At 36.9% G+C, this 15,529-nt stretch carries 9 protein-coding genes; 6 read left to right on the top strand and 3 right to left on the bottom strand.

Translation table 11 applies throughout. The features are described 5' to 3' along the window. Nucleotides 1–17: 17 nt before the first annotated feature. From AC4AGG_RS00780 to AC4AGG_RS00760, 5 genes are all read left to right on the top strand, one after another. Entirely contained in the window at nt 18–5,057 is a 5,040-nt protein-coding gene (locus AC4AGG_RS00780; protein WP_489770060.1) for a DUF4132 domain-containing protein, read from the top strand. Nucleotides 5,058–5,341: 284 nt separating this feature from the next. Next, nucleotides 5,342–5,695 (top strand): hypothetical protein, encoded by a 354-nt coding sequence (locus AC4AGG_RS00775; protein ID WP_489770059.1) that lies wholly within the window; start codon nt 5,342–5,344, stop codon nt 5,693–5,695. Next, a complete protein-coding gene (locus AC4AGG_RS00770; protein WP_489770058.1) occupies nt 5,692–6,219 on the top strand; it encodes a hypothetical protein in 528 nt (175 codons plus the stop codon). The genes AC4AGG_RS00775 and AC4AGG_RS00770 overlap by 4 nt, the downstream gene beginning before the upstream one ends. A gap of 385 nt (nt 6,220–6,604) precedes the next feature. Further along, nucleotides 6,605–7,360, top strand: a complete 756-nt coding sequence (locus tag AC4AGG_RS00765; protein WP_489770057.1) for a LytR/AlgR family response regulator transcription factor — start codon at nt 6,605–6,607, stop codon at nt 7,358–7,360. After that, a complete protein-coding gene (locus AC4AGG_RS00760) occupies nt 7,360–9,288 on the top strand; it encodes a sensor histidine kinase (RefSeq protein ID WP_489770056.1) in 1,929 nt (642 codons plus the stop codon). The genes AC4AGG_RS00765 and AC4AGG_RS00760 overlap by 1 nt, the downstream gene beginning before the upstream one ends. 166 nt (nt 9,289–9,454) lie before the next feature. On the opposite strand, the gene AC4AGG_RS00755 is transcribed toward AC4AGG_RS00760, so the two are convergent. Next, the gene (locus AC4AGG_RS00755) at nt 9,455–12,511 is read right to left on the bottom strand and encodes a DNA polymerase III subunit alpha (RefSeq protein WP_489770055.1); all 3,057 of its coding nucleotides are present in this window, start codon (nt 12,509–12,511) and stop codon (nt 9,455–9,457) included. Between the two features lie 201 nt (nt 12,512–12,712). Next, complete coding sequence (dinB, locus tag AC4AGG_RS00750) at nt 12,713–13,855, bottom strand: DNA polymerase IV (protein WP_489770054.1); 1,143 nt, start codon at nt 13,853–13,855, stop codon at nt 12,713–12,715. Between the two features lie 61 nt (nt 13,856–13,916). Here dinB and AC4AGG_RS00745 point away from each other — a divergent pair, with 61 nt between their 5' ends. Then, entirely contained in the window at nt 13,917–14,693 is a 777-nt protein-coding gene (locus tag AC4AGG_RS00745) for an XRE family transcriptional regulator (protein ID WP_489770053.1), read from the top strand. A gap of 71 nt (nt 14,694–14,764) precedes the next feature. Here AC4AGG_RS00745 and AC4AGG_RS00740 read toward each other — a convergent pair whose 3' ends face one another. After that, entirely contained in the window at nt 14,765–15,484 is a 720-nt protein-coding gene (locus AC4AGG_RS00740) for a prolipoprotein diacylglyceryl transferase family protein (protein WP_489770052.1), read from the bottom strand. Nucleotides 15,485–15,529: the final 45 nt, after the last annotated feature.

Here is a 15,529-nt window from a genome sequence, read left to right as displayed (position 1 = left end):
TAAAATTAAAAAAACACATGGAAATTACGGAGAAATTAAAATCAAAACAGGTTGTTGATTTTTATAAAAATTTAAGGGCAGATTTGAAGGAGCAAGCGGAGAAAAGCACTCTTTCAAGGTTGTTCTCCAAACCAAAACTCAAAAAAGAAGTTGCAGAACTGGGATTATTGTTTTTGGGAAAGGAAGACTATTTGCGAGAGGTGACGTTGGGTTCCAAAGAGGCACAAGGTATTAAGACTTATTTGAAACCTGACATTTGGGAAGATAAAGAATATTATAAATTACTCGTTTATTTTTTCGGAGATCAGGCAGAATTGGTGAAGCGGATTTGGTATTCCATGCCCAATAAAATGTATCAGACGGGTTATGCTAGAAGGTCTTTTCGAGCTCCTCATTTGGAGAGATACATCCAACTTAATCAGATGAATCTCATCCGTAGTCTTTTGCGTCTTCCGTGTACTTATTCTTACGATACAGGTACCGTGTATTATAGCTTGTCTATGGAAGAGGAAATTATCTATGATAGTGCGTTAGGAGGTTCTAATCGATTTTATATTTGGTCTGCTGCGATAGATAGCGGAAACCAAGAAATTTATCAATTGCTCGAGGATATTATATTTAACAAACACCCTGAAGGAAAGGTTTCGCGAAACATTATTAAAGCGTTGCTCAATAGTGAAGAACAACGTTGTTGGGAGCTAGTTGAGAAACTTTTGCTTGCCGCTCAAAGACAAGAAGGGCTTCGGCAGACAATTCTTGAAGCCTTGGACGAAACCAGTATTGGTGCCCTGCAATACATGACTGGAGTTATTATCGAGCACAAATTAACTCGTTTTTCATCGGTCGTTCGCGCGATTGATACATGGACGGGTCTCGGTTGGGAAGGCGAGAAAGAATCTGTAGTGAAAAATATCGTTAGTCTTGCTAATGAATACTTTAATAACCCGAATTTGATTCCATCAGCGATAAAAAGCAAGAACAATAATGAAGTTTACATGGCACTTTGGGTGCAGGGAGTTTGGGATATTGAAGGAACGATTCCATATATGCATGAACTTTATGATAACGGAAATATAGAGAAAAAGTGCTTGGCGATTAAGTTTGCCAGCGAAACAAATGATCCCCACATCCAGATGCCGATTTATTATAAAGCCGTATTGGATGGAGATCCACAGGTATTGGCTTTTGCGGGGCAGCTGATGGCGTCTCTATTGGAGGCTAATATTAAATCTAAATTTTTCATAAATAATCCTGATTACCCAGATTTCTTCAATAAGTTGTTTCAACAAGCACAAGCGCTTAGTTTTAAAGAAAAGAAGTTTGAAGGCAAAGTTTTTTCATGGTTAAATGCGACCTTCAAAAGGAGTCATCTTTATGAGTCGATGTTCTATTTAGTTGGAGAAGATATTGAGAAGAGAGATTTGCTGCTTTCGCAATTTGAGCAATTTGATATCTCCTTGAGGGAGCAATTGGCTCGAAGTATTCTTGGTGATTTCTATTGCTATTCTTATTCATACAACTTTGGGAAAAGAGAGGAAAAAGTCACTCCGTTTCAGAGAGAATTTGCTTTTAAAATCTTAAAAGATAGAGGTGAATCACTGGTTTCTTCGAGTATCAATGTTTTGCAGCAAGACCCTTTAAGCGCGGATGACGTTTTAACCTTCTACGATTTATTTAAAAGGAAAGGCGGAACCTTGAGAAAGAATCTTATTGAATTGGTAATGATGCAGGAAGATACCATTATTATTCCGCTAATTGATGAGCTGATTGCAAAGGGAGATCTAGAACAAAGAACTGCTGCTTTGGACATCATGTTACAGCTTCAAAAAGAAAAGCGTATCCCAGATCAGATATTGAAATGGCTTCAATTATATAATGAGAAACCTAAAATTTCTGATCGAGAGCAGAGCTTCCTTGATCAATTAGTTCCTTCAAAGGATAAAGAAACGCTTTCTCCAGAAAATGGTTTTGGATTTTTTGATCCTACTATCAAGTCTGAGTTCAAACTGCCAGAGATTTCGCCCGATTCAGTTTATGCGACGGCAATCAAGAAGGATAAATATGGTTTTTCAAAACCATTGAGTGACATCAAAGCTGAATTAAAGAAACTCAATGATCTATTCCTACAAAATAAAGATTACGAGTACGAATCCGAAAATTGGGATGATTCGGTTTCGAGTCAGTTGATCGGAAATAGTTTTCAGCAAATTAAGAGAAATACAGAAGGCTTCTCGCCTGAGCAGATTACCGCTAATTATCCTTTGCACGAGGTTTGGGAAAAGTGGTATACAGATTCTGGACTTCAACCCAGCGATTTGTTTTTACTAACGTTTGTTGAGAGTTGTGATAGGAAGAAGTTTAGGGATTTTCTGGAGAACTACGTGTTTTACTACAAGGATGTTTTACCTAATCCGCTTAAAAGTAATTATTATTGGAACAATCCGATCAAGATAATTTTAGAATCCCTCCAGTACAAATATGCATTTGCAGATTCGGTTGATTTCTTAATTGATATTACAGCGACTATTTTTTCTCAAATGCCAACAGAATTTATTAATTACAAATCGGAGAAAAAAGACTATTATTACAGTTATAACAATGGAGGTGATGGTTGGCAGCAGACTGGATTTTTTACCGTTTTTCTTAATTCGATTCCATTAAAACATGTTTCGGATGAACAGTTCAAAAAAGTATGGAATCTTTATCGTTGGATGCAGTTCAATGGAAGAGAGGATAATGTTTATTATACGGTTCCAAGCTTTTATCTTTTCTGTCATGCTTTTGAACTGAAGCTTATTACAAGAGATGAACTCTACGAAGGGATTTTTACTGCAGATTTTGCAATTAGGGATATGACTACAAGAAAGGTCTATTATAATGGCGAAAAATATTTGGAACTTTTTCTTTTTTTAAAACCAATCATTGAAGGAATTCAAAATAAATTTCTAGATGTAGAGTTGGTCAGAGGAGACGCGACTACACCTGTTTCTGAATACGTACAAGCATTCCAAACGATATACGGAGCTCATCGTTTTACTCAAATTTTAAAGGGACTTGGAAAATCAAGCTTGTATGCTAATTATATTTCGACCTATGGAAGAGAAAGTATGACCAAACAGAAGTTATTTTCTTACCTATTGTCCAACTGTTTTCCTTTGGAAACTGATACTCAGGAGTCCTTTAATGAAATGATGAAAAAGGAGAAAATCTCTGAGATTAAATTAATTCAAGCAGCAGTATATGCGCCTCAATGGCAAAAGTTGGTGAGCAATTATCTGGGATGGAAGGGACTTGAATCTGCAATTTGGTGGATGCATGCGCACACCAAAACTTCTGGTTATCAGGCGCAGAATTCTGGTTTGGAAAGTGAGGTAGCCAAATATTCGTCTGTGGATATTCAGGAGTTTCAAGATGGTGCCGTGGATAAAGATTGGTTTACCAAAGCTTATAAAGAATTGGGTCGTGCAAGATGGGAAATGTTATATGAGTGTGCGAAGTACATTTCGGATGGAAATGGACATCGTCGAGCAAGGCTATATTCGGACACTTTAACTGGTGATCTGAAGATTAAAGAAGTGACGGCGAAAGTTAAAGATAAAAGAGATCAAGATTATTTGCGAGTTTATGGATTGGTTCCTTTAAGTAAGGCAAATCCTGAAAAAGATGTCCTTAATCGATATCAATACATTCAACAATTCAAAAAAGAAAGTAGAGAGTTCGGCTCTATGAAGCAAGCAAGCGAAGCTTTGGCTATCAGTGTTGCTTTGGAGAATTTGGCGCGTAATGCTGGCTATCCAGACCCAGTCCGTTTGACATGGGCGATGGAAACCAAGCAGGTTCAGGACTTATTATCAAAAGAAACGCAGGTGACCATTGACGGAGTAACCGTTGGGTTGATTGTTGAGGATAACGGAAAGGCAGAATTAGTAGTTTTCCGTGATGATAAACAGCTGAAGTCTATCCCCCCAAAAATTAAGAAGGACAAAGCAATTGTCCAATTGGGAAGTTATAGGAAAATTATGCGCGAGCAATGGACTCGCTCTCGAAAAGGGTTGGAAGAAGCAATGATTAGAGGGGACGAATTTTTGTTTTCTGAAATCAAAAATCTTTTTGATCATCCAGTGATCGTAAAACATTTGGAGAAATTGGTCTTTATTTCCAATGATAACAAGATAGGATTCTATCATGACGGGAATCTGATATCGGCACAGGGCGAAATTCAGGAACTTAAAGAAGATTCAACCCTTCGCATAGCGCATTGCGTTGATTTGCATGAACATTCGGTTTGGGGTGATTTTCAGCATTATTGTTTCAGGGAAAAATTAATTCAGCCTTTCAAACAGATTTTCAGAGAATTGTATGTTCCGACACCAGATGAGTTAAAGGAAAAATCAATTTCTCGTCGTTATGCAGGACATCAGGTTCAACCAAAACAGACTTTAGCATTGCTGAAGACTAGAGGTTGGAAAGTGGATTATGAAGAAGGTTTGCAGAAAGTATATCACAAGGAAGGATTTCAAGTGAAATTGTATGCAATGGCAGATTGGTTTTCTCCAGCTGATGTAGAAAGTCCAACGTTAGAAACGATTGAGTTTCACTCGCTGAAAGATTTCAAAAATATACCTTTTGAGGATATCAATCCTAGATTGTTTTCAGAAGTCATGAGAGATGTGGATTTGGTCGTTTCGGTAGCTCATGTTGGAGGTGTTGATCCAGAGGCAAGTCATTCTTCTATTGAAATGCGAACGGTGTTACTGAAGGAGACTTCACGATTATTTAAGTTAGAAAATGTTTCAATCGAAGGTTCACATGCTTTAGTCAAGGGAAAAATGGCAAATTATAGCGTTCATTTGGGTAGTGCAGTTGTTCATCAGGTTCCGGGCAAATACCTTTCCATACTTCCAGTCCATTCACAACACAGAGGAAGACTATTTTTACCTTTCGCCGATGATGATCCCAAATCCGCAGAAGTATTATCCAAAGTATTGTTGTTAGCAAAAGACAGTGAAATACAAGATCCAACAGTTCTTTCTCAGATTAAGAGGCAGGACATATAAATTTTAGTTACAATTAGCCTAAAATCACTTTACATATTTCCAAAAGCCACTTGTTTTTACAGGTGGCTTTTTTAGTAAATACTTGGACTTTTATTTAATTAGTTGTCAGGTGAGTTTTGGATAATTCATCAAGTTTAACAATTCAAAAAACGAATCTTAATAAAATCCAAACTAATTACTCGAAAAATCAAGCGAATACAAAAGTTGGCTCACCTTGCAAGTTAACCATCGTACATTTGATAATCGAAAAATAGTTGAAATTCAATTAATTAAATCATCAAAAAATGTCACATGATACTATTAATATACTTTTCTACTTAAGTATGGTCATTGGATTTGGAGGAGGATTGTTTTTCTTCATATGGTGGGGACGTCGAATCTGGAAAAGATTATCTAATACTAATGAAGGGGGAATTGATGCAATTGCTCTCCGTAGCATTTTTTTTATGTTTCCAGCGATTCTTGTCATGGTTTTGCTGTGTACACCGATGTTCTATTTCGGACATTTATTAAAGCTGGAGCAGCATTGTAAGGATATCATTGCATTCAACAAAGGGATTACCAAAGACGATCCAGATATACAGGAAGACTGTGGTTGCTTAGACTTAGATGAACTTTTTAAAAACCAAAAACAATGAAAAAATTCGAATTCAAAAATGTTAATAACAAGAGTGTCACCAAGGGGCTTGTTGTTGCGGCAATTTATTTAATAGCAGTTTTCGCCCTGTTTTACTATATCTACGGAGGCTTTTTCGGAATGATTGAAGCGCTGGACGGTATTGGAGGTGGGGGCAAAGCCAAAGGCTTGGTGGTAGGACTCATTGTTTTGGTCCCTTTTATGGTGATTTTACAGTTTATTCATCCTAAAGTATCTGTGGAGATTGATCCTTACAAGATGGTTATTAAGAGTAAAAGTGCTCCAGATCAGACTGTTGAACTTTCTAGAATTACAAAGATGAATCACAATGTTACAAAGATTAACAAACTTAATTTTTATGATTCTTCAGGTGTTTTGATAGCTGAATTAAATCCTGCTCAAAACCAAGTGGTTCTTGGTGAAATTATCAAAGAAATTTTAAGCCATCAAAAATTCGAGAAACAAATGAAAACTGAAACCTATTTTGGAAAATCTATTGAAAAATCGACTTACATGAGGAGCTAAATGTTTCAATAGTATTTTCTAAAGGAAGTTAAATTGTTTTTCGCGAATTCTTATGTGACTTCAACGAATTTTAATGATATCGTAGCGAATATAAAATGAGCTTAGAAAGTACATAATTAATAACGACATTTATCTTGTGAAAATATTCAACCCTAGTGGATATTGATACACAACCAAGGCAAAAAACACAAATAATGACTTTTGGTGAGAACATAGATTTCAAAAAGACGAAATCTATGTTTCTTTTTTAGTAGTTATGCAGTTGTAAATGTTGTTTTTGATTTTTCTTTTTGTAATTAGTATTGAAATTTTTCTTTTGACGATTATATTATTTTTTCTGAAAATAAAATCCGTAATTTGTTGGTTAAAAGGACGCCAATAGTAGATGAAAAAAATAAAAACACTCATTGTAGAAGATGAAGCTTCCATCCTAAAAGAGATTGAATGGTTGGTAGCTCAACAAGAGAATTTGGAGCTTTTAGGAACTGCGGTTTCTGTCAAGGATGCATATGAAATAATTAGTAAAGAAAATCCTGATTTGGTGTTGTTGGACATTCAGTTGACGGATGGTACCGCATTCGACTTATTGAATAGATTGCCCGAAATTAATTTCCATATTGTGTTCATGACGGCTTTCAATCATTTTGCGATAAAAGCTATTAAATATGGAGCTTTGGACTACCTTCTGAAACCTATTGACGAAACGGAGTTTGCCGAAGCAATTATTAGAGTAAAGGCGGAAAACGATAAATTGCTCTATAACAGTCAAGTGAGTTTGACCAAATCTCTAGTTAACGAAAGTCAGGTTGACCTTAATACGCAGATTTGCATTTCTTCAGTGGATTACTTACAGTTGTTGAAGATTGGAGAAATTATGTACTGCAAGTCAGAAGGGTCTTACACAGAGGTATTTGCCCAAAATCAAAAAAAAATTGTAGCTTCCAAATCTTTGAAACATTACGAAGATATTTTGCCTCCGCAGTGGTTTATTCGCACACATCAGTCTTATATCATTAACAAATTGCATGTGGATAAATTGCACAAATCTGGTGTTATTATTATGCAGAATGGTCAGGAAGTTCCTATAGCAACGCGACGAAAAGATTTTGTTGTAGAACAATTGGTTAACATTAAGGGGTGATGAGGAATAGTTTTTTCTTTCTTTTGGTTGTTATGCTGTTTGTTTTTTCTTGTAAAAAAGGAACTTACAATCAGAAATCAGGTTTAGTTGTTGATAAAGAAGTACTGAAGGCCGTTGGTCAAATGTCAAAAGAAAGTGCGATGTCTACTAACCCAGATTCTTGTTTGTCCGTGCTTCAAAACTATCTCAAAAAGGCTGAACAAAAAAAAGATAGTGTGACCAGTGCTTATCTTCAGATGGAAATGTCCTATTGCTTGCTTAATCAAGGCGAGTTTGATAAGGCGGTAGATTACAGCGAAAAAGCACTCAATTTTTTCAAATCCAAGCCCAATAATGATAGCTTATTGACAATAGCCTACAAATTGGCCGCATATAACAATTTCTACAGCGGAAAGAATGAATATCGTGGGAATTATGATATTTCAAAGGCGGCTGCATTAATACTGTTGCCGAAAAACAAGGACATGTTTTCGGCAGAAGACAAAGCTAGAATTCTTGTTGATGCGTCTGCATTTAATGGCCAGTGTCAACAGTATGAAAAATCTGTTTTTTATGGTAAAAAATCGTTGGAGTTTGCGGAGGAATTTGGTAAGGAAGAGGATTTGTATTTAAGGTGTGTCCTTAATATGATTCTTTCATATTCCATTTCCAAAAAGTTTGATTCGGCTCAGATTTATATTGATGAGGTAGAAAAAGTATTTAAGGAGGAAAAGAACCTTCCTGGTCTAGATAGGGATTTGTATCTAGGAAAAGCAGCATTTAATTACGAGAAAAAAGAATGGGATAGTGCGCTTTATTATTCGGAAAAGGTAGCAGCAATTGACGAGAAAGATGGTAGTAGCGAAGCTACTTTAGCTTACAACTATAGCAATAACTTGGGGTTGCATACGAGACTTTTTCAGCAAAGAGAAGCAAAAGATGAGCTGAATAAGCTGCAGAATATGAAGGGAGAATTTGATGTAAGTGATGCTGATTTTTTAGAAAATATTGCTGCTTACGACATTTTGTATGGGGACAGAAAAATTGCTGTAAAGAAGTTCTATGAGTATGTTGACAAAAAAGCAGAAGACTATAACAAAGAACGTCTAAAGCAATATGCATCTATAGAATCCGAACTTGAGGTGGCTGAGCAAGAGAAAAAAATCAAAATACTTAATGAGCAAAAATCAAAGTCAGATGCGCAGAAAAAAACCTTGATTTGGGTTTCCGCGTTGTTGGCTTTTATAGCGATTACAGGTGCTTTGATGACTTATCTGTTTATCCGACAAAGAAAGTTAAAGGCTTTGCAGGAGAGTATTTTGGATGAGAACAGAAGGATGCAGTTGGAGCAGCGACTTTTGCGGACTCAGATGGAGCCGCATTTTATTTTCAATACTTTGTCAGCATTACAGAGTCTAATTAGATTCGATGAAAAGGAAAAATCGTTAAAGTATCTCAATCAGTTTAGCCGACTTCTGCGAAGCAGCTTGGAGCTCAGTCGTCAGGATTTGGTTCCATTAAGTGGAGAGTTAGAAGCACTGGAAAATTATTTGAGCTTGCAAAAAATGCGTCATAATAACGCCTTTGATTATAAAATTGAATATCCGCTAGACACGGACCTTACGGCGATTATGATACCACCCATGTTGATACAACCTTTTGTGGAGAACGCGATTGTTCACGGAATTGATATGCAAAGTCAGAAAGGCATAGTCGAAGTCGATTTGTCTCTCAAAGACCCTTTTTTACAAATTGTTATTAGCGATAATGGAGTAGGACTGTCAGGAAGTGCAACAAGTGCAACTAAGGAATACAAATCACTTTCGGGAACCATCGCTAAAGAAAGATTAAGAATTTTGACGGAAAATTATAAGCTTCCTGCGACGATTGAAACCGTTTCGGAAGAGAATAAGGGAACAAAGGTTCTTATTACTTTGCCGATATTGTAGTAATCGGAGTAGATGTAGTGGATATTGTAAAGCAATTTCGTTGAGCAAAGTTTTATGATTTAGTTGCTAAGTGTTAACGCCTTTGCGAGCTTGGTTTTTTGTATTTTGATGAAAACTAATTGATTGCGATCGTTGCGTTTTTATAGAACTCGAGATAGTATTGAAGTTAAGACTTCATTTTCCTTCTCGGTAAACCAATTTCGTTTTCGCTGGGGTAAGGTTGTCGCCAAGTCATACTGACATCTTCGTTGATTTTTTGGTAAACTTCGTAGCGTTTTTCTTTTTCTAATTCGTAGCGAGGGTCTGGAATGAAAGGCATTTTTGCCATTTTGTGTATCGTAATCGTAGGAAAATGAAAGTCGACTTCCACCGTTCCCAAAAGCAAATAAACACCACCTCCTGCGAATGGATATTGTATAAGACAATCGGGGAAATGCGCCGTATCAAAATAGTCTCCTTCCACATCAATCCAAGTTCCGAAATACATCGTTCCTTTTTTGGTGGGAACGTGTTTTCTTGAGATGAGATACGCCAACATTTTAACTTGTTTCTTATGAAATTTAATTAAATCTTTCGCCATCACAGAACCTCGATATTTGGTCTGAAGCAAATCAAACGGACTGCAAGAAACGGGAAAACCTAAAATTTCAATCTCGTCGAAAGCATCTTCCAAAGGATTGCGTTGGAGTTGTGGAAGTTGATATTTCTGAGGTGGCGTTTCAAAAAATGATGGCAGTCGAAAATCCGGTTTGAAGTTCACCATCAACAATCGGACTTCAATCAATAACTCGTTTTTTTTCTTTCCTGTGAAGCGAAATGCTCCCGCAAAAACTAAAATTTGAAGTGTTTCTAAACCGATAGGAACACGTTTCACAAAATCCTCCAAAGACAGATAATCACCATTGTTTTTTCGTTCTTCAGGGATAAATTGTGCCAATCGACCTTCTAATTTTTCGATATGCATAAAGCCCAAATAAACGTCGGTTCCGTATAACGTTGTCTTGTAATCACTCCGATTAATACAAGGATTAAGAATGGTTGCCCCCGACATTCGGCATTCGTGGACGTAGACTTCGGTTCTGTAAAATCCACCGCCATTGTTGATGGCTCCAACCATAAATTCAATCGGGAAATGAACTTTTAAATAAAGACTTTGATAACTTTCCACCGCATAAGAAGCCGAATGCGCCTTACAAAAGGAATATCCCGCAAAACTTTCGATTTGACGATAGACTTCTTGTGACAATTTTTCGGGATGCCCTTGTTTTCTACAGGATTGAAAAAAATGCTCTTTCACTTCCTGAAGCTTCTTCAAAGAACGACTTTTTCCACTCATCGCTCTTCGTAAAATGTCGCCATCGTCCGCAGAAACACCACCAAAATGCAGAGCGATTTTAATGACATCTTCCTGATACACCATAATTCCATAAGTTTCACCCAATTGTTCTTTAAAAACATCGTGAAAATATTCGAATTGATGAGGGTTATTGTGTCGGAAAATATATTCGCGCATCATTCCACTTTGTGCAACACCTGGTCTAATAATGGACGACGCGGCGACCAAAGTTTTGTAATTGTCGCATTTCAACCGTCGAAGTAGCCCTCTCATTGCAGGACTTTCGATGTAGAAACAGCCTAAAGTTTTTCCTTGAGCCAAATATTCATTTGCCGTTTTTTCATCTTTTGAAATCGATGTATCCCGAATATCCACCGTAATTCTACGATTTTGTTCGATGAGTTTTACGGTGTCATTAATTGTTCCCAAACCACGCTGAGAAAGGATATCAAATTTTTCAAAACCAATATCTTCTGCGACGTGCATATCGAACTGAACGATAGGAAAACCTTTTGGAGGCATTTCCAAAGCGGTAAAATTGGTGATAGGTTCTTCCGAAATCAAAATTCCACAAGCGTGCATACTTCGTTGATTCGGGAATTTTTCTAAAAGCATTCCGTATTTCTGAACGAGTTTCACCACCGAATTATCATCGTGCAATGCCATTGGATTTTTGGCAAGGACATCCAGTTCTTCTTTAGGTAAACCAAAGGCTTTACCCACTTCACGGAAAATTGAACGGTACTTGAACTGAACATTAGTTCCACAAAAAGCAACGTGGTTTTTTCCATATTTATTAAAAATGTAGCGCAAGATTTCGTCTCGTTCTTGCCAACTCCAATCGATATCAAAATCGGGAGGAGTTTTTCGATTTAAATTCAAAAATCTTTCAAAATAAAGGTCGAGTTCCAAAGGACAAATGTCCGTGATGCCCAAACAATAACTGACAATAGAATTGGCACCACTTCCTCTTCCAACGTGCATAAAACCCCGACTGTTGCTATACTGAATGATATCCCAAGTAATCAAAAAGTAACCGCTAAAATTGAGTTCGTCAATCACTCGCAATTCTTTTTCAATTCTTTTGGTTGCGGTTTCATCGTTTTCGGAGTAGCGTTTTTTAAGACCTTCATAAGCCAATTTTCGAAGGAGGATTCTATCATTTTCTTTGGAATCGGTAAAATTTTGTTTGTTTTTAGGTGTCGAAAAATCGAATTCAAACTGACATTGTTCGATAATTCGTTCCGTATTTTCAATAATTTGAGGGTAGTTTTTGTAGTGTTTTAGCACCTCGAAAGTCGGTTTTAGATATTCGGAAGTATCACAAATATCTTGATTTGTCAATTTTGAAAGCAATGTATTGTGGTCAATTGCCCTTAAAATTCGATGGAGGTTAAAGTCTTTTTTGGTTTTGAAAGTGATGGGTTGGAGAACCATCATTTTATGAAGCAATGTTTTCCATTTTTTCTGAACCAAAAAATTAATTTCTTCAGGACGAATACCGATGAATTCGTTCTTCTCTAAAGTTTCAGGAACTTTTTCCAAAGGATAAATCACAACTACATTTTCTAATTCGGGATGCGTTTTCGGGAGCGGAATTTGCTCACAATTGAACCGAGTCATCATTTGATTGATGTTGGCAATTCCCTCTTTATTTTGAGCCAAAAGAATATAGTACAAGTCATTATCCAACCGAACATCCATTCCGACGATAGGTTTTATCTGATGAATCTTGCAGAGTTTATAGAAGTCATAAATTCCCGTAATCGTATTAATGTCCGTTAAAGCCAAAGTGTTAATACCTAATTCCACAGCTTGCTGAACCAAATCTTCAATGGAAATGGTGCCGTATCGAAGGCTGTGATAAGTGTGACAGTTGAGGAACATTTTTTTAGAGGTTAGATTTTAGAAGTTAGATATTAGACGTGAGACACGAGATACGAGACATGAGACATGAGACACGAGACATGAGACGGGAGGAAAGAGAAAAGAGAAAAGAACAAAGAGAGAAAGTTTTAATTATTAATTTTCTTCCATCATCCATCTTCCCTCATTCTTCAAAACTCATAACTCGCAACCCGCAACCCGTTAAAACCTAAATCCCGACGCTCGTCCAACTGCATTGCTTCCGAAACGTTTTTTTAGATAGTCCATACTTTGATATAGATTTATGAGTTCTTCGGTGTCTTCAAATAAATTCATCTGATGGTTTCCTCTCACCAATCCCGAAAATCGTACACCAACCAAACGCAATCGCATTCGCCTCGTGTATAGTTTTTTGAATAATTCCGAAGCGTATTTCGACAAAGTGTGGTCAACCGCGGTGTACGGAATTTTGACTTGCTTGGTTTCGGTATCGAAATTGGCGTATCTGATTTTGACCGTCACAATCGAGGTGAGCCATTTTTCTTTTCGAAGTTGATAGCAGAGTTGCTCTACCATTCCAGAGATGAGCTCGTTCATTTTTTCGACATCCATACTGTCTTGCGTGAAGGTATGTTCCGTAGAAATTGACTTTCGTTCGGAGTATTGAATGACAGGTGTTTCATCGATTCCGTTGGCTTTTTTCCAAAGTTCGGATCCGTTTTTCCCAATCATTTGTTGAAGAACATCAACGGGCATTTCGGATAAGGTTTGGATGGTTCTGATGCCAATTCTCGATAACAATTGAAACGTAACGCTTCCCACCATCGGAATTTTTTTGATGGAAAGAGGATTCAAAAAAGGTTTAATTAAATTTTCTTTAATTTCTAATTTACCTAAAGGTTTGGCTTCACCAGTACCGATTTTGGAAACCGTTTTATTGGTTGATAAAGCAAAACTGATAGGAAGTCCAGTGTTTTTAATCACGGATTGAGCAATTTCTTGTGTCCATTGATAACAACCGAAAAATTTGTCCATTCCGGAAAGATCAAGATAAAATTCGTCGATGCTTGCTTTTTCCAAAACCGGAACTTTTTTCTGAATAATTTCGGTCACTGTTTTGGAAAGATTAGAGTACAATTCGTGGTCACCTTTGATGACTTTGGCGTCGGGACACAACCGAAGCGCCATTTTGGTAGGCATTGCCGAACGAACCCCGAAATGTCGCGCTTCATACGAGCATGAAGCAACCACACCACGGTCTCCACCGCCGATGATAACGGGGATTCCGTTGAGTTTGGAATTTTGTAAACGCTCGCACGAAACAAAAAATGTATCCAAGTCCATATGTACAATTGCACGATTCATTTGACAAAATTATTACGTTTTGTATCAAAATTTATTATATTTGTTGGTATAAATTATAACAATGTCTGTTCTATCTGATAATCTGCGTTTTCTGAGAAATCGAAAAGAATTTTCTCAACAAAAAGTTTCTGACCTATTATTGATTACCCGAGTTCGGTATGCAAAATATGAGGACGGAACCTCGGAACCCCCGATTGAAATCTTACTTAGAATTTCTAAATTTTTCCAAATCAGCATCGACCTTTTGGTGTCCGTTGATATCCGAAAATATCCTTTGGAAGAGATGTTAGCGCTTCCAGATAACCGAATTCTTTTACCAATTAAAGTTGATTCTTTTGGCGAAAATCATATCGAGATTATTCCACAAAAGGCATCAATGGGCTACCTGAATGGCTACAGCGACCCTGAATATATTGATAGTTTGCAAACCATTTCGTTGCCTTTCCTTAGAAATGGAAAATATCGTGCGTTTCCTGCGAGTGGCGATTCGATGCCACCTTACAAAGACGGAACTTACATAGTTGGAAAGTATGTAGAAAATTTATCTGACCTTAAAACCGATAAAACCTATGTTTTCATCACCACGAATGATGGGATTATTTATAAAAGATTTCAGTTTCACGAGGGGAATTTTATTTGTGTAAAATCGGATAACAATTTTTACGAACCACTGAGAATTCCATTGACGGAAGTTAGGGAAATTTGGGAATTTGCTTGTAGCATCAACACCAAAGAATTTGAACCCGATGAATTCTCCTCCGACCAAAATGTGAGAGATATGTTTTATGAACTGAAACGTGATATTCGAAAGATAAATGAAGGATTACTTAGAGAGTGATAACATATTATGAGGACGACTTTATTTTACTTATTGAGTAATGTTTGATGTGGCTAAAATGAAAATTTTATCTATTGCGTCAATCTCGAAAATCGTTTATTGCTTTCTGGAAAGTCGATTCCATAGGCGAATAGAACTAAGAATCCATAAATAAGGGCATTAAAAACTAATGAAAAGTTAAAACTACCTGTGGAAAGTGTTTCAGATTCGACGCAAGTAAAAGCAATTCCAATGAAAATTGACAGCAGAGCTAACCATTGATAGACTCTCATGCCCATGAAATAGGGAGTTTGTGGTTCGCCTCTCAAAGATTCTTCAACAAATCGGAAGCTTCCGTTCAAGATAAGATACATCCCTGCAATGAAGGAGCAAGGCATCTCTAAACTTACCAATCTGAAAAGAAAAAATAAAGTCAAAAGATTACAAGCTATAGAATAAAATTGAGTAGGGTATAGGTTCTTTCCGCTCCAACCTGCGATTTTATTGACTCGTGATTTGGGATGACAGAATTTAATTCCCAAAACTTGGTCTGTTGGTTTACCATGACAACAACCTTGCACAAGACATCGAAATCGACCAAAAAACTGAATGGAACTCGCTGCTAAAGTAGAAATTGCAACCACATACCAAAAACTGTAATCACTAAATATTGAAATTAAAATTATTGTGAGTCCCATCCCGATAACACTTCCATAATATCCGAAAGGACGCAAAAGCATTGGCGAACCTTCGATAAATTGTGCCCAAAGTCCAGCTCCAACAAAGCCTGAAATTCCAATTAGATAGACCAATGGAAGGTGATTGGGTAAAAAGTATCCAATAATTAAAAAACCTGA

It is taken from the genome of Chryseobacterium sp. CG10_8 (assembly GCF_058117085.1).
Note: the sequence above shows the minus strand (reverse complement) of the source record. Positions and strands in the feature narration are given on the sequence as shown.

Coding starts and splice junctions, on each gene's coding strand:
- dinB (WP_489770054.1), bottom strand. CDS start 13,855: ATGAATCGTGCAATTGTACATATGGACTTGGATACATTTTTTGTTTCG.
- AC4AGG_RS00745 (WP_489770053.1), top strand. CDS start 13,917: ATGTCTGTTCTATCTGATAATCTGCGTTTTCTGAGAAATCGAAAAGAA.
- AC4AGG_RS00765 (WP_489770057.1), top strand. CDS start 6,605: ATGAAAAAAATAAAAACACTCATTGTAGAAGATGAAGCTTCCATCCTA.
- AC4AGG_RS00755 (WP_489770055.1), bottom strand. CDS start 12,511: ATGTTCCTCAACTGTCACACTTATCACAGCCTTCGATACGGCACCATT.
- AC4AGG_RS00775 (WP_489770059.1), top strand. CDS start 5,342: ATGTCACATGATACTATTAATATACTTTTCTACTTAAGTATGGTCATT.
- AC4AGG_RS00760 (WP_489770056.1), top strand. CDS start 7,360: ATGAGGAATAGTTTTTTCTTTCTTTTGGTTGTTATGCTGTTTGTTTTT.
- AC4AGG_RS00770 (WP_489770058.1), top strand. CDS start 5,692: ATGAAAAAATTCGAATTCAAAAATGTTAATAACAAGAGTGTCACCAAG.
- AC4AGG_RS00780 (WP_489770060.1), top strand. CDS start 18: ATGGAAATTACGGAGAAATTAAAATCAAAACAGGTTGTTGATTTTTAT.